The organism is Albidovulum inexpectatum (assembly GCF_002927635.1).
GTDB classification, from domain to species: Bacteria; Pseudomonadota; Alphaproteobacteria; order Rhodobacterales; family Rhodobacteraceae; genus Albidovulum; species Albidovulum inexpectatum.
Window position 1 is genome coordinate 1 of sequence record NZ_PRDS01000005.1, and the last position, 24,059, is coordinate 24,059.

General features: G+C 62.8%; 40 protein-coding genes. 38 read left to right on the forward strand and 2 right to left on the reverse strand.

Features of this window, described 5'->3' with window-relative positions:
* The 21 genes from LV82_RS08570 to rpmD form a co-directional block, all read left to right on the forward strand.
* Positions 1-417 (forward strand): elongation factor Tu (locus LV82_RS08570; protein WP_483860552.1); only part of this gene is annotated, 417 nt, incomplete at its 5' end.
* Positions 418-492: 75 nt separating this feature from the next.
* Positions 493-804, forward strand: coding sequence for a 30S ribosomal protein S10 (rpsJ, locus tag LV82_RS08575; RefSeq protein ID WP_104070856.1), 312 nt, complete (start codon positions 493-495; stop codon positions 802-804).
* A 13-nt stretch (positions 805-817) separates the two neighbouring features.
* On the forward strand, positions 818-1,555 hold the full coding sequence (gene rplC / locus LV82_RS08580; RefSeq protein WP_104070858.1) for a 50S ribosomal protein L3: 738 nt from the start codon (positions 818-820) through the stop codon (positions 1,553-1,555).
* Complete coding sequence (gene rplD / locus LV82_RS08585) at positions 1,555-2,175, forward strand: 50S ribosomal protein L4 (RefSeq protein WP_104070859.1); 621 nt, start codon at positions 1,555-1,557, stop codon at positions 2,173-2,175. Before rplC ends, rplD begins: the two co-directional genes overlap by 1 nt.
* A complete protein-coding gene (locus LV82_RS08590) occupies positions 2,172-2,468 on the forward strand; it encodes a 50S ribosomal protein L23 (protein ID WP_104070861.1) in 297 nt (98 codons plus the stop codon). The genes rplD and LV82_RS08590 overlap by 4 nt, the downstream gene beginning before the upstream one ends.
* A 120-nt stretch (positions 2,469-2,588) precedes the next feature.
* Positions 2,589-3,425: a 50S ribosomal protein L2 gene (gene rplB / locus LV82_RS08595; RefSeq protein ID WP_104070863.1), complete on the forward strand. Its 837-nt coding sequence runs from the start codon at positions 2,589-2,591 to the stop codon at positions 3,423-3,425.
* Positions 3,426-3,428: 3 nt separating this feature from the next.
* Positions 3,429-3,707 carry a 30S ribosomal protein S19 gene (gene rpsS, locus LV82_RS08600; protein ID WP_104070864.1) on the forward strand — a complete coding sequence of 93 codons (279 nt, stop codon included), beginning with the start codon at positions 3,429-3,431 and terminating at the stop codon, positions 3,705-3,707.
* A 3-nt stretch (positions 3,708-3,710) separates the two neighbouring features.
* Positions 3,711-4,091 (forward strand): 50S ribosomal protein L22, encoded by a 381-nt coding sequence (gene rplV, locus LV82_RS08605; RefSeq protein WP_104070866.1) that lies wholly within the window; start codon positions 3,711-3,713, stop codon positions 4,089-4,091.
* Positions 4,091-4,792: a 30S ribosomal protein S3 gene (gene rpsC / locus LV82_RS08610; RefSeq protein ID WP_104070868.1), complete on the forward strand. Its 702-nt coding sequence runs from the start codon at positions 4,091-4,093 to the stop codon at positions 4,790-4,792. Before rplV ends, rpsC begins: the two co-directional genes overlap by 1 nt.
* 23 nt (positions 4,793-4,815) lie before the next feature.
* Positions 4,816-5,229: a 50S ribosomal protein L16 gene (gene rplP, locus LV82_RS08615; RefSeq protein WP_104070870.1), complete on the forward strand. Its 414-nt coding sequence runs from the start codon at positions 4,816-4,818 to the stop codon at positions 5,227-5,229.
* 369 nt (positions 5,230-5,598) lie between these two features.
* Positions 5,599-5,799 carry a 50S ribosomal protein L29 gene (gene rpmC / locus LV82_RS08620; RefSeq protein WP_104070871.1) on the forward strand — a complete coding sequence of 67 codons (201 nt, stop codon included), beginning with the start codon at positions 5,599-5,601 and terminating at the stop codon, positions 5,797-5,799.
* Positions 5,800-5,811: 12 nt separating this feature from the next.
* Positions 5,812-6,045, forward strand: a complete 234-nt coding sequence (rpsQ, locus tag LV82_RS08625) for a 30S ribosomal protein S17 (RefSeq protein ID WP_104070873.1) — start codon at positions 5,812-5,814, stop codon at positions 6,043-6,045.
* A 67-nt stretch (positions 6,046-6,112) separates the two neighbouring features.
* On the forward strand, positions 6,113-6,481 hold the full coding sequence (rplN, locus tag LV82_RS08630; RefSeq protein WP_104070874.1) for a 50S ribosomal protein L14: 369 nt from the start codon (positions 6,113-6,115) through the stop codon (positions 6,479-6,481).
* Positions 6,481-6,786: a 50S ribosomal protein L24 gene (gene rplX / locus LV82_RS08635; RefSeq protein WP_104070876.1), complete on the forward strand. Its 306-nt coding sequence runs from the start codon at positions 6,481-6,483 to the stop codon at positions 6,784-6,786. Before rplN ends, rplX begins: the two co-directional genes overlap by 1 nt.
* Positions 6,786-7,346, forward strand: coding sequence for a 50S ribosomal protein L5 (gene rplE, locus LV82_RS08640; RefSeq protein WP_104070877.1), 561 nt, complete (start codon positions 6,786-6,788; stop codon positions 7,344-7,346). Before rplX ends, rplE begins: the two co-directional genes overlap by 1 nt.
* A gap of 19 nt (positions 7,347-7,365) precedes the next feature.
* Positions 7,366-7,671 carry a 30S ribosomal protein S14 gene (gene rpsN, locus LV82_RS08645; RefSeq protein ID WP_104070879.1) on the forward strand — a complete coding sequence of 102 codons (306 nt, stop codon included), beginning with the start codon at positions 7,366-7,368 and terminating at the stop codon, positions 7,669-7,671.
* Positions 7,672-7,684: 13 nt separating this feature from the next.
* Positions 7,685-8,083: a 30S ribosomal protein S8 gene (gene rpsH / locus LV82_RS08650; RefSeq protein ID WP_211289195.1), complete on the forward strand. Its 399-nt coding sequence runs from the start codon at positions 7,685-7,687 to the stop codon at positions 8,081-8,083.
* A gap of 10 nt (positions 8,084-8,093) precedes the next feature.
* On the forward strand, positions 8,094-8,627 hold the full coding sequence (rplF, locus tag LV82_RS08655; RefSeq protein WP_104070881.1) for a 50S ribosomal protein L6: 534 nt from the start codon (positions 8,094-8,096) through the stop codon (positions 8,625-8,627).
* 12 nt (positions 8,628-8,639) lie between these two features.
* Complete coding sequence (gene rplR / locus LV82_RS08660) at positions 8,640-8,999, forward strand: 50S ribosomal protein L18 (RefSeq protein ID WP_104070882.1); 360 nt, start codon at positions 8,640-8,642, stop codon at positions 8,997-8,999.
* 108 nt (positions 9,000-9,107) lie between these two features.
* Positions 9,108-9,674, forward strand: coding sequence for a 30S ribosomal protein S5 (rpsE, locus tag LV82_RS08665; protein ID WP_104070884.1), 567 nt, complete (start codon positions 9,108-9,110; stop codon positions 9,672-9,674).
* Between the two features lie 12 nt (positions 9,675-9,686).
* Positions 9,687-9,878, forward strand: a complete 192-nt coding sequence (rpmD, locus tag LV82_RS08670; RefSeq protein WP_104071232.1) for a 50S ribosomal protein L30 — start codon at positions 9,687-9,689, stop codon at positions 9,876-9,878.
* Here the strand turns inward: rpmD and LV82_RS14910 are convergent.
* Positions 9,859-10,032, reverse strand: a complete 174-nt coding sequence (locus LV82_RS14910) for a hypothetical protein (protein WP_170063389.1) — start codon at positions 10,030-10,032, stop codon at positions 9,859-9,861. The genes rpmD and LV82_RS14910 overlap by 20 nt on opposite strands.
* On the opposite strand from LV82_RS14910, the gene LV82_RS15215 reads away from it, so the two are divergent.
* From LV82_RS15215 to rplQ, 8 genes are all read left to right on the forward strand, one after another.
* Positions 10,025-10,156 (forward strand): hypothetical protein, encoded by a 132-nt coding sequence (locus LV82_RS15215; RefSeq protein WP_281259917.1) that lies wholly within the window; start codon positions 10,025-10,027, stop codon positions 10,154-10,156. The two genes, LV82_RS14910 and LV82_RS15215, sit on opposite strands and share 8 nt — an antisense overlap.
* A 147-nt stretch (positions 10,157-10,303) precedes the next feature.
* The gene (rplO, locus tag LV82_RS08675) at positions 10,304-10,777 is read left to right on the forward strand and encodes a 50S ribosomal protein L15 (RefSeq protein ID WP_104070885.1); all 474 of its coding nucleotides are present in this window, start codon (positions 10,304-10,306) and stop codon (positions 10,775-10,777) included.
* Between the two features lie 104 nt (positions 10,778-10,881).
* Entirely contained in the window at positions 10,882-12,243 is a 1,362-nt protein-coding gene (secY, locus tag LV82_RS08680) for a preprotein translocase subunit SecY (RefSeq protein WP_104070886.1), read from the forward strand.
* A 10-nt stretch (positions 12,244-12,253) separates the two neighbouring features.
* The gene (locus tag LV82_RS08685) at positions 12,254-12,913 is read left to right on the forward strand and encodes an adenylate kinase (RefSeq protein WP_104070888.1); all 660 of its coding nucleotides are present in this window, start codon (positions 12,254-12,256) and stop codon (positions 12,911-12,913) included.
* Between the two features lie 188 nt (positions 12,914-13,101).
* On the forward strand, positions 13,102-13,470 hold the full coding sequence (gene rpsM / locus LV82_RS08690) for a 30S ribosomal protein S13 (protein WP_104070889.1): 369 nt from the start codon (positions 13,102-13,104) through the stop codon (positions 13,468-13,470).
* A 15-nt stretch (positions 13,471-13,485) separates the two neighbouring features.
* On the forward strand, positions 13,486-13,875 hold the full coding sequence (gene rpsK, locus LV82_RS08695; protein ID WP_104070891.1) for a 30S ribosomal protein S11: 390 nt from the start codon (positions 13,486-13,488) through the stop codon (positions 13,873-13,875).
* A gap of 115 nt (positions 13,876-13,990) precedes the next feature.
* Positions 13,991-15,007 (forward strand): DNA-directed RNA polymerase subunit alpha, encoded by a 1,017-nt coding sequence (locus LV82_RS08700; protein WP_104070893.1) that lies wholly within the window; start codon positions 13,991-13,993, stop codon positions 15,005-15,007.
* Between the two features lie 170 nt (positions 15,008-15,177).
* Complete coding sequence (gene rplQ / locus LV82_RS08705; RefSeq protein WP_104070894.1) at positions 15,178-15,597, forward strand: 50S ribosomal protein L17; 420 nt, start codon at positions 15,178-15,180, stop codon at positions 15,595-15,597.
* A 101-nt stretch (positions 15,598-15,698) separates the two neighbouring features.
* On the opposite strand, the gene LV82_RS08710 is transcribed toward rplQ, so the two are convergent.
* Positions 15,699-15,881, reverse strand: a complete 183-nt coding sequence (locus LV82_RS08710) for a hypothetical protein (RefSeq protein WP_104070896.1) — start codon at positions 15,879-15,881, stop codon at positions 15,699-15,701.
* A 76-nt stretch (positions 15,882-15,957) separates the two neighbouring features.
* On the opposite strand from LV82_RS08710, the gene LV82_RS08715 reads away from it, so the two are divergent.
* The 9 genes from LV82_RS08715 (at position 15,958) to LV82_RS08755 (ending at position 24,058) form a co-directional block, all read left to right on the forward strand.
* The gene (locus LV82_RS08715; protein WP_104070898.1) at positions 15,958-16,569 is read left to right on the forward strand and encodes a helix-turn-helix transcriptional regulator; all 612 of its coding nucleotides are present in this window, start codon (positions 15,958-15,960) and stop codon (positions 16,567-16,569) included.
* Between the two features lie 62 nt (positions 16,570-16,631).
* Positions 16,632-17,222: an acyl-homoserine-lactone synthase gene (locus tag LV82_RS08720; protein WP_104070899.1), complete on the forward strand. Its 591-nt coding sequence runs from the start codon at positions 16,632-16,634 to the stop codon at positions 17,220-17,222.
* Positions 17,223-17,293: 71 nt separating this feature from the next.
* The gene (locus LV82_RS08725) at positions 17,294-18,613 is read left to right on the forward strand and encodes a replication-associated recombination protein A (protein WP_104070901.1); all 1,320 of its coding nucleotides are present in this window, start codon (positions 17,294-17,296) and stop codon (positions 18,611-18,613) included.
* A gap of 32 nt (positions 18,614-18,645) precedes the next feature.
* Positions 18,646-19,023, forward strand: a complete 378-nt coding sequence (crcB, locus tag LV82_RS08730) for a fluoride efflux transporter CrcB (protein WP_104071234.1) — start codon at positions 18,646-18,648, stop codon at positions 19,021-19,023.
* Entirely contained in the window at positions 19,020-20,069 is a 1,050-nt protein-coding gene (locus LV82_RS08735) for an RluA family pseudouridine synthase (RefSeq protein ID WP_104070903.1), read from the forward strand. Before crcB ends, LV82_RS08735 begins: the two co-directional genes overlap by 4 nt.
* Complete coding sequence (locus LV82_RS08740) at positions 20,069-20,731, forward strand: HAD-IA family hydrolase (protein WP_104070905.1); 663 nt, start codon at positions 20,069-20,071, stop codon at positions 20,729-20,731. The genes LV82_RS08735 and LV82_RS08740 overlap by 1 nt, the downstream gene beginning before the upstream one ends.
* Complete coding sequence (locus tag LV82_RS08745; RefSeq protein WP_104070907.1) at positions 20,728-21,438, forward strand: ATP12 family chaperone protein; 711 nt, start codon at positions 20,728-20,730, stop codon at positions 21,436-21,438. Before LV82_RS08740 ends, LV82_RS08745 begins: the two co-directional genes overlap by 4 nt.
* A gap of 206 nt (positions 21,439-21,644) precedes the next feature.
* Positions 21,645-22,661 (forward strand): amino acid ABC transporter substrate-binding protein, encoded by a 1,017-nt coding sequence (locus LV82_RS08750; protein WP_104070909.1) that lies wholly within the window; start codon positions 21,645-21,647, stop codon positions 22,659-22,661.
* 119 nt (positions 22,662-22,780) lie between these two features.
* A complete protein-coding gene (locus tag LV82_RS08755; RefSeq protein ID WP_104070911.1) occupies positions 22,781-24,058 on the forward strand; it encodes an amino acid ABC transporter permease in 1,278 nt (425 codons plus the stop codon).
* Position 24,059 lies beyond the last annotated feature (1 nt).

The following is a 24,059-nucleotide window of genomic DNA, read 5'->3' on the forward strand; positions in this document are numbered from 1 at the left end:
ACCGGTGTCGAGATGTTCCGCAAGCTGCTGGATCGCGGCGAGGCGGGCGACAACATCGGCGCGCTGCTGCGCGGTATCGAGCGTGACGGCGTCGAGCGCGGCCAGGTTCTGGCCAAGCCCGGCTCGGTGACGCCGCACACCGAGTTCGAGGCCGAGGCCTACATCCTGACCAAGGAAGAGGGTGGCCGTCACACGCCGTTCTTCGCCAACTACCGTCCGCAGTTCTACTTCCGCACGACGGACGTGACGGGCACGGTGAAGCTGCCCGAGGGCGTCGAGATGGTCATGCCGGGCGACAACCTGAAGTTCGAGGTCGAGCTGATCGCCCCGATCGCGATGGAAGAAGGCCTGCGCTTCGCCATCCGCGAAGGTGGCCGCACCGTCGGCGCCGGCGTCGTGTCCAAGATTCTGAAGTAAGAGACAGGTTCGAAGCAGGCCGGGCATGAGGCCCGGTCTGCCTCTCAACCCGATAGTCCGCGAGAGGCGAGACAAATGACTGGTCAAAACATCCGCATCAGGCTGAAGGCCTTCGATTACCGCGTGCTGGACGCCAGCACGCAGGAAATCGTGAACACGGCCAAGCGCACTGGTGCCCAGGTCCGCGGTCCGATTCCGCTGCCCAACAAGATCGAGAAATTCACCGTTCTGCGCGGTCCACACATCGACAAGAAGTCGCGCGACCAGTGGGAAATTCGCACCCACAAGCGCCTGCTGGACATTGTTGACCCGACGCCGCAGACGGTTGACGCGCTGATGAAGCTCGACCTCGCCGCTGGCGTTGATGTCGAAATCAAGCTGAACTGAGGAGGGCAGTAGAATGTTGCGCTCCGGAGTGATCGCCAAGAAGCTGGGCATGACCCGGCTCTTTCTCGAGGATGGCCGGCAGGTGCCGGTGACTGTCCTCCAACTGGACAAGGTTCAGGTCGTTGCCCAGCGGACGCTGGAGCGTGACGGCTATACCGCGGTGCAGCTGGGCGCGGGTACCGCCAAGGCCAAGCGTGTTTCGGCCCCGATGCGGGGTCATTTCGCCAAGGCCAAGGTCGAGCCCAAGCGCAAGCTGGCCGAATTCCGCGTGAGCCCCGAAAACCTGATCGAGGTCGGCGCCGAGATCTCGGCCGACCACTACGTGCCCGGTCAGTACGTCGATGTCGCCGGCACCTCGATCGGTAAGGGTTTTGCCGGTGCCATGAAGCGGCACAATTTCGGCGGCCTGCGCGCCTCGCACGGTGTGTCGATCAGCCACCGCAGCCACGGCTCGACCGGTCAGTGTCAGGATCCGGGCAAGGTGTTCAAGGGCAAGAAGATGGCCGGCCACATGGGTGCGGTTCGTGTCACCACGCAGAACCTGCAGGTCGTCAAGACCGACCCCGAGCGTGGCCTGATCATGGTCAAGGGCTCGGTCCCCGGTTCGAAGGGCGGTTGGGTCACGATCAAGGACGCGGTGAAAAAGCCGCTGCCCGAGAACGTTGCCCTTCCGGCTGCCGTGAAGGCCAATGCTGACGCCGCCGTCAAGGCCGAAGAGGCCGCTGCCGAAGCGCCCGAAGGAGAGAACTGATGAAATTCGACGTGATCAAGCTCGACGCCACGAAGGCTGGCTCGATCGATCTCTCCGATGAGATCTTCGGGCTCGAGCCGCGCGCCGACATCCTGCATCGGGTCGTCCGCTGGCAGCGCGCCAAGGCCCAGGCCGGCACGCACAGCGCCAAGACCCGCTCGACGGTCAGCTATTCGACCAAGAAGATCTATCGCCAGAAGGGCACCGGCGGCGCACGCCACGGTGACCGCAAGGCGCCGATCTTCCGTCACGGCGGCAAGTACAAGGTTCCCGTGCCGCGCAGCCATGCTCATGACCTGCCCAAGAAGGTGCGGGCCCTGGGTCTGAAGCACGCGCTGTCGGCCAAGGCCGGTGCGGGCCAGCTGGTCATTCTTGACTCGCTCGACATGCAGGAGCCCAAGACCAAGGCGCTGGCCAAGGCGGCCAAGGAGCTGGGCTGGAAAAAGGTGCTGATCATCGACGGTTCCGAGGTGAACGAGAACTTCGCTCGTGCCGCGGCCAATATCGAGGGCATCGACGTCCTGCCGTCGATGGGCGCCAATGTCTATGACATCCTCAAGCGTGAGACGCTGGTTCTCACCAAGGCGGGTGTCGAAGCTCTGGAGGCTCGTCTGAAATGAGCGTGAAGCCCGAACATTATGACGTGATCATCAAGCCGGTGATCACCGAGAAGTCGACGCTGGCCTCGGAAGCGGGGGCGGTGGTCTTCCAGGTTGCCAAGGACGCGACCAAGCCGCAGATCAAGGAGGCGGTCGAAGCGGTCTTTGGTGTCAAGGTGAAGGCGGTGAATACCACCATCATCAAGGGAAAGACCAAGCGTTTCCGCGGCCGCCCCGGCGTACGCAGTGACATCAAGAAAGCCTATGTGACCCTCGAGGAGGGGAACACTATCGACGTGACCTCGGGTCTCTGATAGAAGGCGCGCGAATCTAGCGGCCCCGGCCTGCCGGGGCCGCTGGACTTTTCAACCGGGGACCTTCGGGGCCCTTAATCCAACGGACCGACAGGTCCAAAGCTACGGAAGACAGAGAGCATGGCACTCAAGTCGTACAAGCCGACGACGCCGGGCCAGCGTGGGCTGGTTCTGATCGACCGTTCGGAGCTTTGGAAAGGTCGCCCGGTCAAGGCTCTCACCGAGGGTCTGACCAAGAAGGGCGGCCGGAACAATACCGGGCGGATCACGGTGCGCCACCAGGGCGGTGGTGCGAAGCGTCTTTACCGGATCGTGGATTTCAAGCGTCGCAAGTTCGACGTTCCCGCGACCGTCGAGCGGATCGAATACGATCCCAACCGAACCGCGTTCATCGCGCTGATCCGCTATGAAGATGGCGAACAGGCCTATATCCTGGCGCCGCAGCGTCTGGCGGTTGGCGACACGGTGATTTCGGGCGCCAAGACCGACGTGAAGCCGGGTAACGCGATGCCGTTCTCGGGCATGCCGATCGGCACGATCGTCCACAATGTCGAGCTGAAGCCCGGCAAGGGCGGTCAGCTGGCGCGCGCCGCGGGCACCTACGCCCAGTTTGTTGGCCGTGACGGCGGCTATGCACAGATCCGCCTGTCTTCCGGTGAGCTGCGCATGGTTCGTCAGGAATGCATGGCGACGGTTGGTGCGGTGTCGAACGCCGATCATTCGAACCAGAACCTGGGCAAGGCAGGCCGCAAGCGGCACATGGGCATTCGCCCGACCGTCCGCGGTGTCGCCATGAACCCGATCGACCACCCGCATGGCGGTGGTGAGGGCCGTACCTCGGGTGGCCGTCACCCTGTTACCCCGTGGGGTAAGGGCACCAAGGGTACCCGTACCCGCAAGAACAAGACCACGGACAAGTACATCGTCCGGTCCCGCCACGCGAAGAAAGGGCGTTAATCCATGCCGCGTTCAGTCTGGAAAGGCCCCTTCGTCGATTCCTACCTTCTGAAGAAGGCGGAAAAGGCGCATGCTTCGGGCAAGTCGGAAGTCATCAAGATCTGGTCGCGTCGTTCGACCATCCTGCCGCAATTCGTCGGTCTGACCTTTGGTGTCTATAACGGTCAGAAGCATATCCCGGTCACCGTGACCGAGGAGATGATCGGCCAGAAGTTCGGTGAATATTCGCCGACCCGCACCTATTATGGCCACGCCGCCGACAAGAAAGCCAAGAGGAAGTAAGCCATGAGCAAGGAAAAGAATCCGCGCCGCGTGGCTGACAACGAGGCGATGGCCAAGGCCCGCATGCTGCGTGTCAGCCCGCAGAAGCTGAACCTGGTCGCTGCCATGATCCGTGGCAAGAAGGTCGAGAAGGCGCTGGCCGACCTTACCTTCTCGAAGAAGCGCATCGCGCAGGACGTTCGGAAGTGCCTGCAATCGGCGATCGCGAACGCCGAGAACAACCATGGTCTGGACGTCGACAACCTGATCGTCGCCGAGGCCTGGGTGGGCAAGAATCTGGTTCTGAAGCGGGGCCGTCCGCGGGCCCGTGGCCGCTTTGGCCGGATCATGAAACCGTTCAGCGAGCTGACCATCAAGGTGCGGCAAGTCGAGGAGTCTGCTTAATGGGACAGAAGGTCAACCCGATCGGCATGCGCCTCCAGGTCAACCGCACCTGGGACAGCCGCTGGTACGCCGATGACAAGGATTACGGCAATCTCCTGCTGGAAGACATCCGGATGCGCGAGTTCATCCGGAAGGAATGCAGCCAGGCGGGCGTGTCGCGTGTCATCATCGAGCGGCCGCACAAGAAGTGCCGCGTCACCATCCACACCGCGCGTCCGGGCGTGATCATCGGCAAGAAGGGCGCCGATATCGAAACCCTGCGCAAGAAGCTGGCAAAGTTCACCGACAGCGAGCTGCATCTCAACATCGTTGAAGTGCGCAAGCCGGAGGTGGATGCGCAGCTGGTGGCGGACTCGATCGCGCAGCAGCTCGAGCGCCGGGTGTCGTTCCGTCGCGCGATGAAGCGCGCGGTGCAGAACGCCATGCGGATGGGTGCCCTTGGCATCCGGGTCAATGTCGCGGGTCGTCTTGGCGGCGCCGAGATTGCCCGGACGGAATGGTACCGCGAAGGCCGCGTGCCGCTGCACACGCTGCGTGCCGACATCGACTATGCCCTGTCGGAGGCCAAGACTCCCTATGGGATCATCGGGGTCAAGGTCTGGATCTTCAAGGGCGAGATCATGGAACACGATCCGCAGGCCCATGACCGTCGACTGACCGAGGCCCAGGACGGCCCGTCGTCGCGCGGTCAGCGCCGCTGAGCCTAGCTCGAGGAGACAGATAGATGCTGCAACCGAAACGGACAAAGTTCCGCAAACAGCACAAGGGCCGGATCCACGGGCTGGCGAAGGGCGGCTATGAGCTGAACTTCGGCCATTACGGCCTGAAGGCAACGCAGCCCGAGCGCATCACCGCGCGTCAGATCGAGGCGGCTCGCCGCGCGATCACACGCCACATGAAGCGTCAGGGCCGGGTCTGGATCCGGATCTTCCCGGACGTTCCCGTGACGTCGAAGCCCACCGAGGTTCGTATGGGTAAGGGCAAGGGCTCGGTCGATTTCTGGGCCGCCCGCGTCCATCCCGGCCGGATCATGTTCGAGATCGACGGCGTTTCGGAGGAAGTCGCCCGCGAGGCCCTGCGCCTTGGTGCGATGAAGCTGCCGATCAAGACCCGGATCGTGGTCCGCGAGGACTGGTAACCGGAATACAAGTTTGGCAAGGGGCGCGTCATCACGGCGCGCCCCTTGTCATTTGTCGGGCATGTCGAGCCTGTCGCGGCTATGTCAGGAAGCCGTCTGGGGCCGGTCGGCCCGTTCATGTCGTCGGGATCGCCGAATTTGATACGGCTCCGCGCGCCTGGGACTGGCCATGGGGCAGGCTGCAAGACGGGCGGTCCGAACAAATCCGCATTGATCCGATCAGACCCTTGCCATCCTGCTCGGTCTCACTTATAGGAACGCATCCTGCGATTCCGGGTCACCGGATTCGCATGTCCATCATTGACTCCACCGGGACCAGGGTCACCCTCGCGGGGCTCTCCGGTGATGTTGAGAAAAGGGAAAAGGCGAATGAACGCCCAGGAACTGAGAGCGAAGACGCCGGACCAGCTCCGTGACGAGCTCGTCCAGCTCAAGAAGGAGGCTTTCAACCTCCGCTTCCAGCAGGCCACCGGCCAGCTCGAGAATACGGCCCGGATGCGCGCCGTTCGTCGCGATGTCGCGCGCATCATGACGGTTCTGAACGAAAAAGCCCGCGAAGCGGCGAAGTAAGGGGAACGGAACATGCCCAGACGCATCCTGCAAGGCGTGGTGACCTCGGACAAGAACGAGCAGACCGTCACCGTCCTCGTCGAACGCCGCTTCAAGCATCCGCTGCTTCAGAAGACCGTTCGGAAGTCGAAGAAGTACCGGGCCCATGACCCGGAGAACAAGTACAAGGTTGGCGACGTCGTCCGCATCATCGAATGCGCGCCGATTTCGAAGACCAAGCGTTGGACGGTCGTGACCGAGGCCTGAGGCCTTACCTCACGATCCCCTTCAAGCGAAACCCTGGGACGCGTTCCCAAAGGTCGGGAGAAACCAAATGATCCAGATGCAGACCAATCTGGATGTCGCTGACAACTCCGGCGCTCGCCGGGTGCAGTGCATCAAGGTCCTGGGTGGTTCCCACCGCCGCTATGCCAGCGTCGGCGACATCATCGTGGTGTCGGTCAAGGAAGCCATCCCGCGTGGCCGTGTGAAGAAGGGCGATGTGCGCAAGGCCGTCGTCGTTCGCACCGCCAAGGAAGTCCGTCGTGAAGACGGCACCGCCATCCGTTTTGACCGCAACGCCGCTGTCATCCTGAACAATCAGGGTGAGCCGATCGGCACGCGTATCTTCGGACCGGTTGTTCGCGAACTGCGCGCGAAGAACTTCATGAAGATCATCTCGCTTGCGCCGGAGGTGCTGTGATGGCTGCGAAACTGCGCAAGGGTGACAAGGTCATCGTCCTGACCGGCAAGGACAAGGGCAAGACCGGAGAGATCGAAGCCGTGTTCCCGAAAGAGGGCAAGGCCATTGTCGGCGGTATCAACATTGCGATCCGCCATCAGCGCCAGAGCGCGACGAGCCAGGGTGGCCGCATCCCGAAGGCGATGCCGATCCACCTGTCGAATCTCGCGCTTCTCGACAAGAACGGCAAGGCGACCCGCGTGGGCTTCCGTTTCGAAGACGGCAAGAAGGTGCGCTATGCCAAGACCACGGGGGACGTGATCTGATGCTCGACCAAGCCACCTATACGCCGCGCCTCAAGGCGCTTTACGATTCGAAGATCCGGGCGGCCCTCAAGGAGGAGTTCGGGTACAGGAACGACATGCAGATCCCGCGGCTCGACAAGATCGTGCTGAACATGGGGGTCGGCGAGGCCGTCAAGGACACCAAGAAGGTCAAGCAGGCCGCCGAGGAGCTGTCGCTGATCGCCGGTCAGAAGGCTGTCATCACGACCGCGAAGAAGTCGATCGCCGGCTTCCGCGTGCGTGAAGGCATGCCGCTGGGCGCCAAGGTCACGCTGCGCCGCGAGCGGATGTATGAATTCCTGGACCGCCTGATCAACGTCGCCATGCCGCGCATCCGCGACTTCCGCGGTGTCAAGGGCACGGCCTTCGACGGTCGGGGCAACTACGCGATGGGCCTGAAGGAGCACATCGTGTTCCCCGAGATCGACTTCGACAAGGTCGATGAAGTTCTCGGCATGGACATCATCATCTGCACCACCGCGAAGACTGACGCGGAAGCGAAAGCGCTGTTGAAGCATTTCAACATGCCGTTCAACAGCTGAGATCGCGGAGGAAAGAGAAATGGCCAAGAAATCCATGGTGAACCGCGAGCTGAAGCGTCAGCGCATGGTCCAGAAATACGCCACCAAGCGCGCCGCGCTGAAGGCGATCGTCGAAGACCAGTCGCTGCCGATGGAAGAGCGCTTCAAGGCATCGCTGAAGCTGGCGAAACTGCCGCGCAACTCGTCGGCAACCCGCCTGCACAATCGCTGCGAGCTGACAGGTCGTCCGCACGCCTATTACCGCAAACTCAAGCTCAGCCGTATCATGCTGCGTGAACTGGCCTCGTTCGGCCAGATCCCGGGCATGGTCAAGTCCAGCTGGTAAGGAGGACAGGATCATGTCGATGAACGATCCTCTCGGCGATATGCTGACCCGCATCCGGAATGCCCAGATGCGCGGCAAGTCGACCGTCCGCACGCCGGCCTCCAAGCTGCGCGCCTGGGTTCTGGACGTGCTGAAGGACGAAGGCTACATCCGCGGCTACGAGACCGTGACTGGCCCCAACGGCCTGCCGGAACTGGAAATCAGCCTGAAATACCACGACGGCACGCCCGTGATCCGCGAGATCAAGCGCGTCTCCAAGCCGGGCCGTCGCGTGTATGCGGGCGTGAAGGAATTGCCGACGGTCCGTGAGGGCCTGGGTGTTTCCATCGTTTCGACGCCCAAGGGTGTCATGTCGGATGCAGCCGCACGTGCCGCCAAGGTTGGTGGCGAAGTGCTCTGCACCGTATTCTAAGGAGGGTTCGATGTCCCGTATCGGCAAGAAACCCGTCACCATCCCTGCCGGCGTCACCGCGACGGTCTCGGGCCAGAAGGTCGAGGTCAAGGGCCCCAAGGGCACCCTGTCCTTTACCGCTACTGACGATGTGACCATCGCCATCAACGAGAACGAGATCACGGTCACCCCGCGTGGCCAGTCGAAACGTGCGCGCCAGCAATGGGGCATGACGCGGTCGATGATCGCCAATCTCGTGAAGGGCGTCACCGAAGGGTTCCGCAAGGAGCTGGAAATCAACGGCGTCGGTTACCGCGCGCAGATGCAGGGCAATGTCCTGAAGCTGTCGCTGGGCTACAGCCACGAAGTGAACTTCCAGGTTCCGCAGGGCGTCACGGTCACGACGCCCAAGCAGACCGAAATCGTCGTGGAAGGTATCGATCCCCAGCTTGTTGGCGAAGTCGCGGCGAAAATCCGCGAATGGCGCCGTCCCGAGCCCTACAAGGGCAAGGGCATCAAGTACAAGGACGAGTACATCTTCCGCAAGGAAGGCAAGAAGAAGTAAGGACGTAGGGATATGGCAAACAGCAAACGGGAACTGTTCCTCAAGCGCCGCCTGCGCGTCCGGAACAAGCTTCGCAAGGTTGCCGATGGGCGTGCTCGTCTTTCGGTTCACCGTTCCAACAAGAACCTCAGCGTTCAGCTGATCGACGATCTGCGTGGCGTGACGATTGCCGCTGCATCGACCCTGGAAAAGGATCTGGGCGTCGTGGGCAAGAACAACGTCGAGGCGGCAAGGAAGATTGGCGCCGTGATCGCCGAGCGCGCAAAGAAGGCCGGTGTCGAGGAATGCTATTTCGACCGTGGCGGCTTCCTGTTCCACGGGAAGATCAAGGCGCTGGCCGACGCTGCTCGTGAAGGCGGGCTGAAGTTCTGAAGGTGCGGGTGGCGGTAACGCCACCCCGATGATCCGGGTCCCGGTCGCCGGGACACCTGGATTGGACCAATCGGCGCGTTTGCCGCGCCACCAGTCAAGGGATGCCAGATGGCTCAGAGAGAAAATCGCCGGGACCGCCGCGATCGCGACGAGAACCCGGAATTCGCCGATCGCCTGGTTGCGATCAATCGTGTGTCGAAGACGGTGAAGGGCGGCAAGCGCTTCGGGTTTGCTGCGCTCGTGGTGGTCGGTGACCAGCGCGGCCGCGTCGGCTTTGGCAAGGGCAAGGCCAAGGAGGTGCCGGAAGCGATCCGCAAGGCCACCGAGCAGGCCAAACGGAACCTGATCCGTGTTCCGCTGCGTGACGGCCGCACCCTGCACCACGACATGGAAGGCCGTCATGGGGCTGGCAAGGTCGTGATGCGCACCGCGCCCGAAGGTACCGGTATCATCGCCGGTGGTCCGATGCGCGCCGTGTTCGAGATGCTGGGCATCAAGGACGTCGTTGCCAAGTCGCTTGGGTCGCAGAACCCCTACAACATGATCCGCGCCACGCTTGACGGCCTGAAGAAGCAGTCGAGCCCGCGGATGGTTGCTCAGCGGCGCGGCAAGAAGGTCGCCGAGATCCTGCGCAAGCCGGAAACCGAGGCAGCGGCCCAGCCGGCCGAAGCGTAAGGAGTGCTGACCATGGCCAAGAAAACCATCGTCGTGAAGCAGATCGCATCGCCCATCCGGCGTCCGGCCATCCAGGCCAAGACGCTGAAGGGCCTGGGTCTTGGCAAGCTCAACCGCACCCGCGAGCTGGAGGATACTCCCGCGATCCGTGGTATGGTTGCCAAGATCCCGCACCTGGTTCAGATCATCGAAGAACGCGGCTGAGTCGCGTCACGAATTCTTGTGCGCACCCCGGCAGTTTGTCGGGGTGTCCGCTTTTTTGGCCGCCGTCGAACAAATGGCCGAAATACGTCTTTTCCGGCGGTGCGCGCCGCGTGCCGTCCAGTTGTTCATCAAGTGATGTTGTCAGCATGACCATCTTCAGGACCTTCCTGGAAACTGCCCGGGCCATTCGGCAGACCGTCTGCTATCTGACGCTTGCCGACATTCCGGGCGCTGAGGCGCGCCAGAACGCGCGCAGGGGGCGGGCCAGCCCGCGCTGACCGGTGATGATGTTCCGTTGAAGGCTTGCGCTGGGGCCACGGTGCGTCTATACGGGCGCGCGTGGCTCGCAGGGGCCGACTCGAAATCAATCTATGCCGTGTCCGCCCAATTCGCTTCGTGGGCGGTTCCGGCCAAGGAGAAGCGACATGAAACTTCACGAACTTCGCGACAATCCCGGCGCGACGAAAAAGCGCACCCGTGTCGGTCGTGGCCCCGGCTCGGGCAAGGGCAAGACGGGCGGCCGTGGTATCAAGGGTCAGAAATCCCGATCGGGTGTGGCCATCGGGGGCTATGAAGGCGGCCAGATGCCGCTTTACCGGCGCCTTCCCAAGCGTGGCTTCAACAAGCCGAACCGCAAGCAGTTCGCCATCGTGAACCTGGGCCAGATCCAGGCGTTCATCGATGCTGGCAAGCTTGACGCGAAGGCCGAGATCACCGAAGACGTTCTGGTCGCGTCCGGCCTTGTCCGTCGCAAGCTTGACGGTATCCGCGTTCTGGCCAAGGGCGATCTGAAGGCCAAGCTGAAACTGGCCGTGACGGGCGCGTCGAAGGCAGCGATCGAGGCCGTCGAAAAGGCCGGCGGTGCGCTGTCGGTCACGGGTGCGGCCGCAGCCGAATAAGCTGTTGTGGGCGGCCCGAGCGGCGCTTACATAGGATCTGAGTTTTCCAAAGCGCCGCCGACCGGAAAACGGTTTGGCGGCGCTTCCACATGAGAGAGACCGGAATGGCATCTGCGGCAGAGCAAATGGCGGCGAACCTCAGCTGGGGTACGCTGGGCAAGGCGACCGAGCTTCGCCAACGCATCTTCTTTACGCTTGGGCTTTTGATCGTTTACCGGATCGGCACCTATATCCCGGTGCCCGGTATCGATGCGGTGGCCCTGCGTGAATTCATGCAGAACGCTTCGCAGGGCATCGGCGGCATGCTGCAGATGTTCACCGGCGGCGCGCTGGGGCGGATGGGCATTTTTGCCCTTGGTATCATGCCGTACATTTCGGCCTCGATCATCGTTCAGCTGCTGACGGCGATGGTGCCGTCGCTCGAGCAGCTGAAGAAGGAAGGCGAACAGGGGCGCAAGAAGATTAACCAGTACACCCGCTATGCGACGGTGGCTCTGGCGACCTTCCAGGCCTATGGACTTGCCCGCAGTCTCGAGGCCGGCGACCTGGCCCATGATCCGGGGCTGTTCTTCCAGGCGGCCTGCGTCATCACGCTGGTTGGCGGTACGATGTTCCTGATGTGGCTGGGCGAGCAGATCACCGCGCGCGGTGTCGGCAATGGCGTGTCGCTCATCATCTTCGTCGGCATTGTGGCCGAGATTCCCGGCGCCCTGGCGCGCTTCTTCGAGCAGGGCCGCATCGGTGCGATCTCGGCTCCGGTGATCATCGGCGTGATCGTGATGGTCATTGCCGTGATCGCCTTCGTCGTCTTCATGGAGCGCGCGCTGCGCAAGATCCATATCCAGTATCCGCGCCGCCAGGTCGGGATGAAGGTCTTTGACGGATCGTCAAGCCACCTGCCGATCAAGGTCAACCCGGCCGGCGTCATCCCCGCGATCTTCGCCTCGTCGCTGTTGTTGCTGCCGACGACGATCTCGACCTTCTCGGGGGCGCAGACGGGGCCGATCATGTCGACGATCCTGGCCTATTTCGGGCCCGGCCAGCCGCTTTACCTGCTGTTCTTCGCCGGCATGGTCGTCTTCTTCAGCTACTTCTACACGGCCAACGTGGCCTTCAAGTCCGACGATGTGGCCGAAAACCTGAAGAATCAGGGCGGGTTCATTCCGGGCATCCGCCCCGGCAAGAAGACCGAGGAGTATCTGGACTATGTCGTGTCCCGCATCCTTGTCGTGGGTTCGGCCTATCTGGCGGCGGTCTGCCTCTTGCCCGAAATTCTGCGGTCTCAGTTCTCGGTTCCCTTCTATTTCGGCGGCACGTCTGTTCTGATCGTGGTTTCGGTGACGATGGACACGATCAACCAGATCCAGTCGCACCTCTTGGCGCATCAGTATGAAGGGCTTATTGAAAAGTCCCAGCTGAGAGGCAAGAAACGTGGCGGTGCGCGCAAGGCGCCGGCGCGTCGATAACGGGGGACCCATGACAAACATCATCCTGCTGGGGCCGCCGGGGGCGGGCAAGGGAACTCAGGCTCGGCGCTTGGTCGAGGAGCGCGGCCTGGTCCAGCTCTCGACCGGCGACATGCTGCGCGAGGCCAAGAGTTCGGGCACCGAAATGGGCCGCAAGGTTGCCGAGGTGATGGATGCCGGCGGGCTGGTCACCGACGAGATCGTGATCGGCTTGATCGAAGAGAAGCTGAAGACCGAAAAGGGCAAGGGCTTCATCTTCGACGGATTTCCCCGCACCCTGCCGCAGGCAGATGCCTTGGGCGAACTGCTGCAGAAGGCGGGCCAGAAGATCGACGCGGTGATCGAGCTGCGGGTCGATGATGAAGCGCTGATCGACCGGATCTCGGGCCGTTACACCTGCGGCAATTGCGGAGAAGTCTATCACGACCGCAGCAAGCCCACGAAGGTTTCGGGTGTCTGCGATGTCTGCGGTTCGACCGATCTTCGCCGACGCGCTGATGACAATGCCGAAAGCCTCAAGCAGCGGCTTATGGAATACTACAAGAAGACGTCGCCGCTGATCGGTTATTACTACGCCCTGCGCATGCTCCGCACGGTGGATGGGCTGCAGGATATCGAAACCGTCGCCCGCGAAATCGCCGCGATCCTGGACGGCCTGCAATCCTCTTGACGCGAGTGTCGTTTCCTTCTAGGTGACGACGTCTCGAAAGAGAATCGACAGGATTTGCCGGGATCATCGCGGCGAATCGGTCGGGATTAACCGGCCCGACGGAACCGGCGGAAGTCGCGCCGGTCTTCGGGCCATAGTTGTGAAAAAAGGTTCTGGAGTTACGGAACCGCAACGGAAGGAAGCTACGCGTGGCACGTATTGCTGGCGTCAACATCCCGACGGGGAAGCGCGTCCCCATCGCCCTGACCTATATCCACGGCATCGGCCCCTACTCGGCCAAGAAGATCTGCGAGGCCGTGAACATCGACGAATCGCGCCGTGTGAACGAACTGACCGACGCCGAGGTGCTGGCCATTCGTGAATACATCGACCAGAACTTCACGGTCGAAGGCGACCTGCGCCGCGAAGTGCAGATGAACATCAAGCGTCTGATGGACCTGGGCTGCTATCGCGGTCTGCGCCATCGCCGCAACCTGCCCGTCCGCGGTCAGCGGACCCATACGAACGCCCGTACCCGCAAGGGCCCGGCGAAGCCGATTGCCGGCAAGAAGAAGTAAGAGGGGGCAGGACAGATGGCTCGTGAAAAGACTCGCGTCAAGCGCAAGGAACGCAAGAACATCGCCGCCGGCGTGGCGCATGTGAATTCGTCGTTCAACAACACCAAGATCCTGATTTCCGACGTTCAGGGCAACGCGATCGCGTGGTCCTCGGCCGGCACGATGGGGTTCAAGGGGTCGCGGAAATCGACCCCCTATGCGGCCCAGCTGGCTGCCGAGGATGCCGGTCGCAAGGCCATGGAGCACGGCGTCAAGACGCTCGAGGTCGAGGTCCAGGGCCCCGGTTCCGGTCGTGAAAGCGCGCTGCGCGCTCTGGCCGCCTGCGGCTTCAACATCACGTCGATCCGTGACGTGACGCCGATTCCGCACAATGGCTGCCGGCCGCCCAAGCGCCGCCGCGTCTGACAGGCATACAGGCAGCCGGGCCGCGCAGATTGCGCGGCCCGGCTTGCATTCATTTTGATCCTCGGGCGTTCCCAGGCTTTGGACATGGGCCGGGAACAGGTATGGAGGTTTCCGCATGATCCACAAGAACTGGTCAGAGCTGATCAAGCCGCAGCAGCTCGAAATCCGTCCCGGCAACGACCCCATGCGCCAGGCGACCATCATCGCCGAACCGTTGGAGCGTGGCTTTGGCCTGACGCTGGGCAATGCCTTGCGTCGGGTGCTGTTGTCTTCGCTGCAGGGCGCGGCGATCACCAGCGTCCAGATCGACAATGTGCTGCACGAATTCTCCTCGGTCGCCGGTGTGCGCGAGGACGTCACCGACATCGTGCTGAACCTCAAGGGCGTCGCGATCCGCATGGAGGTCGAAGGCCCCAAGCGCCTGACGCTGTCGGCAAAGGGTCCGGGTGTTGTGACCGCGGGCGACATCTCTGAATCCAACGGCGTCGAGATCCTGAACAAGGATCACGTGATCTGCCACCTGGACCAGGATGCGGAACTGTTCATGGAGCTGACCGTGAACACCGGCAAGGGCTATGTCAGCGCTGACAAGAACCGCCCGGACGATGCGCCGATCGGCCTGATTCCGATCGATGCGATCTTCTCGCCGGTCCGTCGCGTCTCGTACGAGGTTACCCCGACGCGCGAAGGCCAGGTCCTGGACTATGACAAGCTGACGATGAAGGTGGAAACCGACGGATCGGTCACGCCCGAGGATGCGGTGGCCTATGCCGCCCGGATCCTTCAGGATCAGCTGGGCACTTTCGTCAATTTCGAGGAGCCGGAGAGCGCCTCGAAACAGGACACGGACGACGGGCTGGAGTTCAACCCGCTTCTGCTGAAGAAGGTGGACGAGCTGGAGCTGTCGGTGCGTTCGGCCAACTGCCTGAAAAACGACAACATCGTCTATATCGGCGACCTGATCCAGAAGACCGAAGCCGAGATGCTGCGCACCCCGAACTTCGGCCGCAAGTCGCTGAACGAGATCAAGGAAGTCCTGTCCAGCATGGGTCTGCACCTGGGCATGGAAGTCGAGAACTGGCCGCCGGAAAACATCGAAGAGCTGGCGAAGCGCTACGAAGACCAGTTCTGATCCGCATACGGCCGCGATATGGCCGGAACGGGTTGACAGGTTTCGGGGGCGGGTTTATTCGCCCCCGCAATGCCCGGACATGCCGGGGACGATCGGGCGGGATGCCCCAAGGAGAGCGGAGCGAAACGGACGCCCGCCGGACAAAGCAGAACCGATAAGGAGATCGAAAGATGCGTCACGCACGTGGCTATCGCCGTCTGAACCGGACCCATGAACACCGCAAGGCGCTGTTCGCAAACATGGCCGGTTCGCTCATCGAACACGAACAGATCAAGACGACCCTGCCGAAGGCAAAGGAACTGCGCCCGATCGTCGAAAAGCTGATTACGCTGGCAAAGCGCGGTGATCTGCATGCCCGTCGTCTGGCCGCGGCTCAGCTGCGCGAAGAGCGTCACGTCAAGCGCCTTTTCGAGGTGCTGGGCCCGCGCTTCAAGGACCGTCAGGGCGGGTATGTTCGCATCCTGAAGGCCGGCTTCCGGTATGGTGACATGGCGCCCATGGCGATCATCGAATTCGTCGAGCGCGATCCCAGCGCGAAGGGCGCGGCAGACCGGGCCCGCATGGAGGCCGAGGAAGCCGACGAATCCTGACCTAGCGTCAAGATCGAAAGTGTTGAAACATGGATCAACCCCGCCGATACTGTCGGCGGGGTTGTCGCTTGTATGGAGAAGAATAAGCCGGGGAAAGGGGATCAGTTCGCGGCAGGCTGAACGGCAAGGTCCGTGGGCCCGAACTTGCCAAGAATGTCATCGATCATGTTCGCCAGCTGTCTTTCGCTGACGGGTGTTGCGCCGATGAATTCCAGCACATCTGCCCGAACCGCATCCGGCAGCTTCATGATCTGGGCGAACAATCCTGGATGGATGGTGTACACGACGGCACCTTTTACATGACGCTGGTGCCGTTCAATTTACGGTTGACCGATAACAATACAACTTGTCTAAAGGGACATGTCCAAAGTGCCAATGCTAGACCCGATCCTGAAGAGCCTCGGCCAACTTGCGCCGGCGGGGTATTTTATCGGGCTTCACATTCGCTATGCATCGCCCCTGATGCAGTTTTCGACATACAATCAGGCCTGGCTGGACCACTATACCGAGAAGGCCTATGCGCTGCGGGACCCGACGATTGCGTGGGGCTTCAGCACCGAGGGCGCCAGCCGCTGGAAGGATATCGATGTCCCCGATCCGTTCGGACTGTTCGAAGACGCCAGGAAGTTCGGGCTGACCTATGGGGTGACCGTTTCGTGCGGGCCATTACGCTCACGCACGATTTCAAGTTTCGCGCGCGCAGACCGCGATTTCACGGATTCCGAGATCGAGGCGATCTCGGAACTTGTCCGACGGCTTCATGACCTTACCGAGCCGCCGGAAGCCCTGACCACCGCACAGATCGAAGCCCTGAGACTCATCGCGGCGGGAGATCGGCATGCAGCCGCAGCAGCGAAGTTGAATATTTCGGAAAGTGCGCTCAAGGCCCGTTTGGCGTCTGCCCGGCAAAGACTTCTCGCCCGAACGACGGCCGAGGCCATCCAGCGCGCCAAAGACTACAAGCTGATGTAGCATGATGCAGATCTTTCGTTTGCATGCAGGGCTTCTGATCACCAACCATCAGGAGACCACTCATGCAAACCACCGTCCTTTCGTTCGAAAACCTGCACAACCACGGTGAGCTCTTCGCCAATCTGTTCCGTGCCCGCCGCCAGTCCTTCATCGTCGAAAAGCGCTGGGATCTGCCCGAGGCCTTGGGCATGGAATACGACCAGTACGACACGCCGGCGAGCCGCTGGATTGCCATCCACGATGAGGGCGGTCAGGTCTATGCCGGAATTCGGCTGACGCCGACGACCGCACGCTGCGGGATCTACAGCTACATGATCCGCGATGCGCAGCGGGGGCTTCTGGGCTCGCTGCCGACAGACCTTCTGTATGAAGAGGCGCCGGTCGATCCCCAGATCTGGGAATGTACGCGCGTCTTTGTCCTGAACTCGACGCCCCAGAGCATTCGCCGCCGCGTCCATGCCTACATGGTCGATGCAATGGTCCGGTCCGCACGGGATCAGGGTGCGACCCAACTGGTTGCAATCACGCCTGCCAACTGGCCGCGCTGGTATGGGCGCTGCGGCTTGACGGCCAAGGCGATCGGTCCCGTCATGTTCATCGATGACGGCGATTATCAGTGCGTCCAGATCGACCTGACCGAAAAGATGCACTGACATGAGCCGCGCGGCGGGAACCGGGCCCATCGACCCTTCCGCCGCGCGCCGCCGAAGCGTAGAACGGGCGCATGAGCGATCTGTTCGACAATGCGGGCAAGTCCGCCCCGGCCCCGTCACGCATCAGGCACCAGCCGCTGGCCGATCGGCTGCGGCCGAAAACCCTGTCCGAGGTCGTGGGGCAGGAAAAGATCCTGGGCCCGGATGGGCCGTTGGGCGCAATGCTGGCGGCAGGCCAGTTGGGGTCGTTGATCCTGTGGGGGCCGCCGGGCGTGGGAAAGACCACGATCGCGCGGCTGCTGGCCGATGCGACAGACCTGACCTTCGTTCAGATCAGCGCGATCTTCACCGGCGTTACCGAGCTGCGCAAGGTGTTCGAGGCCGCCCGACTGCGCCGCGACCAGGGTGGCGGCACGCTTCTGTTCGTGGACGAGATTCACCGATTCAACAAGGCCCAGCAGGACGGATTCCTGCCGCATATGGAGGACGGGACGATCGTTCTGGTCGGAGCAACGACGGAAAACCCGTCCTTCGAGCTTAACGCCGCTTTGGTCAGCCGTGCGCAGGTGCTCGTGCTCGAGCGCCTGACTCCCGCCGATCTGGAGCGCCTGATCCAACGGGCCGAGGCCGATCGGGGGCGCCCCTTGCCGCTTGATCCCGATGCCCGCGAGGCGCTGATCGCCATGGCCGACGGCGACGGGCGGGCGTTGCTCAACCTGGTCGAACAGGTCGCCGGGTGGAAGCCGGAAGGCAGGCTCGACACCGAAGCGCTGTCCAGGCGCCTGATGCGCCGTGCGGCGAAATACGACAAGACCGGCGACGAGCATTACAACCTGATCTCGGCGCTGCACAAATCGGTGCGCGGATCAGATCCCGACGCCGCCCTGTACTGGCTGGCCCGCATGCTGGAGGGGGGCGAGGACCCGCGCTATCTGGCGCGCCGGATCACCCGGATGGCGATCGAGGATATCGGCCTGGCCGATCCGCAGGCCCAAGGCATCTGCCTGCAGGCCTGGGAGATACAGGAGCGGCTGGGCTCTCCCGAGGGCGAGCTGGCGCTGGCGCAGGCCGTGATCTATCTCGCGCTGGCCCCGAAATCGAATGCGGGCTATGTCGCCTACAAGGCGGCCCGTGTCGAGGCGCGGCGAACGGGCTCACAGCCGCCGCCCAGACATATCCTGAACGCGCCGACGCGGCTGATGCGCGAACAGGGCTATGGCGCGGGCTATGCCTATGACCACGACGCAGAGGATGCGTTTTCAGGCCAGAACTACTTTCCCGAAGGCATGCGCCGCCCGGTTCTGTATCAGCCGGTCGAGCGTGGCTTCGAGCGCGAGTTGAAGAAGCGGCTGGACTGGTTCACGCGCCTGCGCCAGCGGCGGAATGGTTGACTTTGCCGCTGTCGCAGCACAGGAAGACGCGCATGATATACACGCTGTTCCAGGTCGCCCTTGGGGGCGCGATAGGCGCCTCGGCGCGCTATCTGACGAATGTCGCGGCGATGCGGCTGATCGGATCGGGATTCCCATGGGCGACCGCCACGGTCAATGTCGTGGGATCCTTCCTGATGGGCGTCATCGTCGTGGTGCTGGCACACAAGGATGCCACCCGGCTTGCCCCCTTTCTGATGACCGGACTTCTGGGCGGGTTCACGACGTTTTCGGCCTTTTCGCTGGACGCGCTGACGCTGTGGGAACGGGGCGAGGCCGCGCTCGCGCTGATCTATGTCGCCGGATCGGTGGTCGTCTCGCTGACCGCCATCGTGGCGGGAATGAGCCTTGCGCGAGGGGTATTCGCATGAGCGGCGTGCGCATCCTGACGGTCGGCCAGGACGAAGGCGACAGCCGTCTTGACCGATGGCTGAAACGCAGGATCGGACACATTACCCAGGGGCAGATCGAAAAGTTGTGCCGGACCGGCCAGATCCGGGTGGATGGCGCGCGTGCCAAGGCTTCGACGCGTGTCGTTCCGGGTCAGCAGATCCGCGTGCCCCCCATTCCCGAACCCGCCGCTCCGGCACGGCCGCGTGCGGCGCCGGGCATCTCGGACGCCGATGCGCGGATGATCCAGGCCGCGGTGCTGTGGAAGGACGAACATGTGATTGCCCTGAACAAGCCCCCCGGATTGCCATCGCAGGGCGGCTCGGGGCAGGGGAACCGGCATGTGGACGGTCTGACCGAGGCGCTGAAATTCGGCTACAAGGACCGGCCGAAACTGGTGCATCGGCTGGACAAGGATACTTCGGGCGTGCTGCTTCTGGCGCGGACCGATCGGGTTGCGCGCGCGCTGGGCGCGGCATTCCGGGCGCGCACGACGCGCAAGATCTACTGGGCCGCTGTCGCGGGTGTCCCGAGTCCCGAGATGGGCACGATCCGCTATGGGCTGGTCAAGGCGCCGGGCCATGGGCGCCATGGCGAGGGCGAGCGCATGGTCGCCATCCACCCCGCCCGGATCGAACAGACCGAGGGCGCCAAGCGTGCCACCACAGATTATGCCGTGATCGAGGGGCTTGGCAATCGCGTCGCCTGGGTGGCCCTGGTGCCGATCACCGGGCGCACGCATCAGCTGCGCGTGCATATGGCGGAACTCGGCCACCCGATCGTAGGCGACGGCAAATATGGTGGGTCCGGGCAGGACAATCCCGGCGATGGCTGGGGGGCGCAGCTTGGGGGCGAGGTCAGCCGCAAGCTGCATCTGCATGCGCGTTCGATCAGCTTCGATCACCCGATCACGGGCCGTCGCATTACCGTCACCGCGCCGCTGCCAGAGCACATGAAGCGGACCTGGAAACTGTTTGGCTGGGATGAACAGGCAGCCCCGGCCGATCCTTTCGAGGATCTTGCCTGATGCGTCTGATCGTCTTCGACGTGGACGGCACGCTGGTTGACAGCCAGAACCATATCGTTGCCGCGATGGTTGCGGCCTTTGGCGCCGTCGATCTGCCCGCGCCCGATCGCCAGGCGATCCTGTCGATCGTCGGATTGTCCCTGCCGCAGGCTGTCTGGCGCCTTGCGCCGGACCTGTCCGAACAGACCCGCGCGGCGATCGTGATGGCCTATCGCAACCACTTCGCACAGGGTCACGCGTGTCATCTGTCGCCTCTTTTTGCCGGTGCGCGCGAGGCGCTGGATTCGCTTGCCGCGCGCGATGATGTCTTTCTGGGCATTGCCACGGGCAAGTCGCGCCGCGGGCTCGACCGGCTTTTGGACGCCTATGATCTGCGCGGGTATTTCGTGACCGCTCAGGTGGCCGACGATCACCCGTCCAAGCCGCATCCCTCTATGCTGCGCGCCGCCCTGGCCGAGACTGGCGTTGATGCGCAGGCGGCCGTCATGGTCGGTGATACGACCTATGACGTCGAGATGGCGCGGAACGCCGGCATTGCGGCGATCGGTGTCTCGTGGGGCTACCACGCGGCCGATGCCCTGCGTGAGGCCGGTGCGTCCGCTGTGCTCGACGATTTCAACGGCCTGGTTCAGGCCGTCGAGCAGATATGGGAGAGTGCATGAGCGTCTGGCGTCCGAAACGTTTCTGGAAATCGGTCTCGGTCCAGCCGGCCGAAGAGGGGTTCGGCGTCGCGCTGGACGGCCGGCCCGTTCGCACCCCCGCCAAGGCCGCCCTGGTCCTGCCAACACGCGCCCTGGCCGAAGCTGTTGCCGAGGAGTGGCAACGTGTCGAGGATGAAATCCGCCCCGAAACCATGCCGGTGACGCGCCGTGCCAATGCGGCGATCGACAAGGTCGCCCCGCAATTCGACGAGGTTGCCGAGATGATCGCCGCGTATGGTGGCTCGGATCTTCTGTGTTACCGTGCCGAAGGCCCGCGGGAACTGACCGATGCCCAGGCGCGCGGTTGGGACCCGCTTCTGGACTGGGCCGAGGCGACATTTGGCGCGCGTCTGGCCGTAACGCAGGGCGTGGTGCCCGTCGCTCAGGCCGAAACCGCGCTGGAGCGGCTACGCGCCGAAGTCCGTGCCTGTTCCGCCTTTCAGCTGACCGCGCTGCATGATCTGGTCGCGCTGACGGGATCTCTGGTTCTTGGGCTGGCGGCGACACGTCCCGAATTCGACCCCGAGGAATTGTGGGCCCTGTCGCGCATCGACGAGGAATGGCAGATTGCCCAGTGGGGCGAGGACGAAGAAGCCGCGCAGGCCGCCGCCCTGCGCAAGGCGGATTTTCTGTCGGCGCGCAAGTTCTGGGGCATGTGCGGCCAATGATCGCAAGAAAATTGCTTATTCGACGCGTGACATGGCGGCCTTGATTCGCTATTTCCCCTGCCACTTGGGGGGAGTTCCATTGTATTCTTGACGATCACCGGCATCTGGCGAAGACTGCCAATGCTGGGGGGCGATCCCCAATAACAGGGGCGGGAAGCCGTCTCGATAAACATGCCCAACAGGGCGGAACTCAGGAAGAGGTAAGTATGAAGAAATCGGTATTCCTTGGCACGCTGGCGGCAACGGCTCTTCTGGCCGGCTTTGCTTCGGCGGGCACGCTGGAAGACGTGAAGGCGCGCGGCGAACTGATCTGCGGCGTCAACACGGGTCTTGTCGGATTTGCGGCGCCGGATGCGAACGGCAACTGGCAGGGCTTTGACGTCGATGTCTGCCGCGCGGTCGCGGCCGCGGTTCTGGGCGATGCCTCCAAGGTGAAATATGTCCCGACCACGGGCGAAACCCGCTTCACCGCGCTGGCCTCGGGCGAAATCGACCTGCTGTCGCGCAACACGACGTGGACCTTCTCGCGCGATGTCGAGCTGAAGTTCACCTTTGTCGGCGTCAACTACTATGACGGTCAGGGCTTCATGGTCAAAAAGGATCTGGGCGTGACCTCGGCCAAGGAGCTGGACGGCGCGACGATCTGCATCCAGACCGGCACGACGACCGAGCTGAACCTGGCGGACTTCTTCAAGTCGAACAACATGTCCTATCAGCCGGTCGCCATCCAGACCAATGCCGAGGGCGAACAGCAGTACCTGGCCGGTGCCTGTGATGCCTACACGACCGACGCGTCGGGCCTGGCAGCGACGCGCGCGGCCTTTGCCGACCCGGAAAACCACGTGATCCTGCCCGAGATCATCTCGAAGGAGCCGCTGGGCCCCGTCGTGCGTCAGGGTGACGATCAGTGGGCCGACATCGTTCGCTGGACGCTCAATGCGCTGATCGCTGCCGAGGAATACGGCGTGACTTCGGCCAATGTCGATGAGCTGGCCAAGGGCACCCAGAACCCGGAAATCAACCGTCTGCTGGGCGCCGAGGGCAACCTGGGCGAGATGCTGGGTCTGGACAAGGACTGGGCGCACCGCGCGATCAAGGCTGTCGGAAACTACGGCGAGATCTTTGCGGCGCATATCGGCGAATCGACCCCGATCGGCCTGGCCCGCGGTCTGAACGCGCAGTGGACGCAGGGCGGCCTGATGTACTCGCCGCCGTTCCGCTGATCGGCACGAAATCCGGGCGCGCGGTCTGACCGCGCGCCCCTTCTGCATTCAAGACGACCGAAGGCTAACTGCAGAACGGCCAAAGATGCCGCCCGGCCTTCGGCAGCGGGGATAACATCATGACAATGGTCTCTGACACGCCGAAACAGCGCTTTCGGCTCGGGATGCTCGTCTATGACACCCGGTACCGGTCGATCACGATCCAGACGGTCGTGGGTATCCTGTTCATGGCCGGCGCCTGGTGGCTTATCGACAACCTTCTCAGCAACCTTGCCCAGCTGGGCAAGTCGCCAAGCTTTGCCTTTCTGTGGAATCGCGCCGGCTATGACATAGACCAGACGCTTATTCCCTATACCAATGACGACACGCATTTCCGTGCAATGCTTGTCGGCCTGGCGAACACGATCCTTGTATCCGTGCTGGGCTGTATCGCGGCGACGGTGCTGGGGGTCGTCGTCGGCGTCCTGCGCCTGTCGAAGAACTGGTTGATCGGGCGTCTGATGACCGTCTATGTCGAGATGTTCCGCAACGTGCCCGTGCTGTTGTGGATCCTTGTCGTCTTTGCGGTCTTCACGGATGTGACGCCGTCACCGAACGAATTCCGGGTGACCGAATCGATGCTGGCCGAAGGGATCGAGCCCAAGGCGTCGAAGATCGTCTTTGATTCGGTCGCCATCACCAATCGCGGTACATACATTCCCAAGCCGCTGTTCGAACGTTCGCTTGGGGCCATCCATATCGGTTTCATGCCGATCAGCCTGAACACGCTGGCAATCCTGGCCGTGGTTCTGGCCAGCTTCCTGGGCTGGCGGGCGCTTCTGCGCCACGCGACCCGGGTCCAGGAGGAAACCGGCGAACGCCCGACGACGTGGTGGAAGAGCCTGTTGGTCCTGTTCGCCCCGATCACGCTGTTGCTTATGGCGCTGGGCTTCCACCTGGAAATCCCGGAACTGGCCGGCTTCAACTTCAAGGGCGGCATTCGTGTTTCCAACGCCTTCATGGCGCTGTGGCTGGGTCTGACGCTTTATACCGCGGCCTTCATCGCCGAGATCGTTCGCGCCGGCATCCTTGCGGTTCCGAAGGGCCAGACCGAGGCCGCCTATGCGCTGGGCTTCCGCCCCACGCTGACGATGCGGCTGGTGATCCTGCCGCAGGCGCTGCGGGTGATCATCCCGCCGCTGATCTCGCAATTCCTGAACCTGACGAAGAACTCCTCGCTGGCCATCGCCGTCAGCTACATGGATCTGCGCGGCACTCTGGGTGGGATCACGCTGAACCAGACCGGTCGCGAGCTGGAATGCATGTTGCTGCTGATGCTGATCTACCTGGCGCTCAGCCTGCTGATCTCGTCGGTGATGAACGTCTACAACAGCTTCGTGAAGCTGAAGGAGCGGTAGG

Excerpts from the sequence above, each read along its gene's own strand:
- rpsJ (WP_104070856.1), top strand. The coding sequence starts at position 493 with ATGACTGGTCAAAACATCCGCATCAGGCTGAAGGCCTTCGATTACCGC.
- rplC (WP_104070858.1), top strand. The coding sequence starts at position 818 with ATGTTGCGCTCCGGAGTGATCGCCAAGAAGCTGGGCATGACCCGGCTC.
- rplD (WP_104070859.1), top strand. The coding sequence starts at position 1,555 with ATGAAATTCGACGTGATCAAGCTCGACGCCACGAAGGCTGGCTCGATC.
- LV82_RS08590 (WP_104070861.1), top strand. The coding sequence starts at position 2,172 with ATGAGCGTGAAGCCCGAACATTATGACGTGATCATCAAGCCGGTGATC.
- rplB (WP_104070863.1), top strand. The coding sequence starts at position 2,589 with ATGGCACTCAAGTCGTACAAGCCGACGACGCCGGGCCAGCGTGGGCTG.
- rpsS (WP_104070864.1), top strand. The coding sequence starts at position 3,429 with ATGCCGCGTTCAGTCTGGAAAGGCCCCTTCGTCGATTCCTACCTTCTG.
- rplV (WP_104070866.1), top strand. The coding sequence starts at position 3,711 with ATGAGCAAGGAAAAGAATCCGCGCCGCGTGGCTGACAACGAGGCGATG.
- rpsC (WP_104070868.1), top strand. The coding sequence starts at position 4,091 with ATGGGACAGAAGGTCAACCCGATCGGCATGCGCCTCCAGGTCAACCGC.
- rplP (WP_104070870.1), top strand. The coding sequence starts at position 4,816 with ATGCTGCAACCGAAACGGACAAAGTTCCGCAAACAGCACAAGGGCCGG.
- rpmC (WP_104070871.1), top strand. The coding sequence starts at position 5,599 with ATGAACGCCCAGGAACTGAGAGCGAAGACGCCGGACCAGCTCCGTGAC.
- rpsQ (WP_104070873.1), top strand. The coding sequence starts at position 5,812 with ATGCCCAGACGCATCCTGCAAGGCGTGGTGACCTCGGACAAGAACGAG.
- rplN (WP_104070874.1), top strand. The coding sequence starts at position 6,113 with ATGATCCAGATGCAGACCAATCTGGATGTCGCTGACAACTCCGGCGCT.
- rplX (WP_104070876.1), top strand. The coding sequence starts at position 6,481 with ATGGCTGCGAAACTGCGCAAGGGTGACAAGGTCATCGTCCTGACCGGC.
- rplE (WP_104070877.1), top strand. The coding sequence starts at position 6,786 with ATGCTCGACCAAGCCACCTATACGCCGCGCCTCAAGGCGCTTTACGAT.
- rpsN (WP_104070879.1), top strand. The coding sequence starts at position 7,366 with ATGGCCAAGAAATCCATGGTGAACCGCGAGCTGAAGCGTCAGCGCATG.
- rpsH (WP_211289195.1), top strand. The coding sequence starts at position 7,685 with ATGTCGATGAACGATCCTCTCGGCGATATGCTGACCCGCATCCGGAAT.
- rplF (WP_104070881.1), top strand. The coding sequence starts at position 8,094 with ATGTCCCGTATCGGCAAGAAACCCGTCACCATCCCTGCCGGCGTCACC.
- rplR (WP_104070882.1), top strand. The coding sequence starts at position 8,640 with ATGGCAAACAGCAAACGGGAACTGTTCCTCAAGCGCCGCCTGCGCGTC.
- rpsE (WP_104070884.1), top strand. The coding sequence starts at position 9,108 with ATGGCTCAGAGAGAAAATCGCCGGGACCGCCGCGATCGCGACGAGAAC.
- rpmD (WP_104071232.1), top strand. The coding sequence starts at position 9,687 with ATGGCCAAGAAAACCATCGTCGTGAAGCAGATCGCATCGCCCATCCGG.
- LV82_RS15215 (WP_281259917.1), top strand. The coding sequence starts at position 10,025 with ATGACCATCTTCAGGACCTTCCTGGAAACTGCCCGGGCCATTCGGCAG.
- LV82_RS14910 (WP_170063389.1), bottom strand. The coding sequence starts at position 10,032 with ATGGTCATGCTGACAACATCACTTGATGAACAACTGGACGGCACGCGG.
- rplO (WP_104070885.1), top strand. The coding sequence starts at position 10,304 with ATGAAACTTCACGAACTTCGCGACAATCCCGGCGCGACGAAAAAGCGC.
- secY (WP_104070886.1), top strand. The coding sequence starts at position 10,882 with ATGGCATCTGCGGCAGAGCAAATGGCGGCGAACCTCAGCTGGGGTACG.
- LV82_RS08685 (WP_104070888.1), top strand. The coding sequence starts at position 12,254 with ATGACAAACATCATCCTGCTGGGGCCGCCGGGGGCGGGCAAGGGAACT.
- rpsK (WP_104070891.1), top strand. The coding sequence starts at position 13,486 with ATGGCTCGTGAAAAGACTCGCGTCAAGCGCAAGGAACGCAAGAACATC.
- LV82_RS08700 (WP_104070893.1), top strand. The coding sequence starts at position 13,991 with ATGATCCACAAGAACTGGTCAGAGCTGATCAAGCCGCAGCAGCTCGAA.
- rplQ (WP_104070894.1), top strand. The coding sequence starts at position 15,178 with ATGCGTCACGCACGTGGCTATCGCCGTCTGAACCGGACCCATGAACAC.
- LV82_RS08715 (WP_104070898.1), top strand. The coding sequence starts at position 15,958 with ATGTCCAAAGTGCCAATGCTAGACCCGATCCTGAAGAGCCTCGGCCAA.
- LV82_RS08720 (WP_104070899.1), top strand. The coding sequence starts at position 16,632 with ATGCAAACCACCGTCCTTTCGTTCGAAAACCTGCACAACCACGGTGAG.
- LV82_RS08725 (WP_104070901.1), top strand. The coding sequence starts at position 17,294 with ATGAGCGATCTGTTCGACAATGCGGGCAAGTCCGCCCCGGCCCCGTCA.
- crcB (WP_104071234.1), top strand. The coding sequence starts at position 18,646 with ATGATATACACGCTGTTCCAGGTCGCCCTTGGGGGCGCGATAGGCGCC.
- LV82_RS08735 (WP_104070903.1), top strand. The coding sequence starts at position 19,020 with ATGAGCGGCGTGCGCATCCTGACGGTCGGCCAGGACGAAGGCGACAGC.
- LV82_RS08740 (WP_104070905.1), top strand. The coding sequence starts at position 20,069 with ATGCGTCTGATCGTCTTCGACGTGGACGGCACGCTGGTTGACAGCCAG.
- LV82_RS08745 (WP_104070907.1), top strand. The coding sequence starts at position 20,728 with ATGAGCGTCTGGCGTCCGAAACGTTTCTGGAAATCGGTCTCGGTCCAG.
- LV82_RS08750 (WP_104070909.1), top strand. The coding sequence starts at position 21,645 with ATGAAGAAATCGGTATTCCTTGGCACGCTGGCGGCAACGGCTCTTCTG.
- LV82_RS08755 (WP_104070911.1), top strand. The coding sequence starts at position 22,781 with ATGACAATGGTCTCTGACACGCCGAAACAGCGCTTTCGGCTCGGGATG.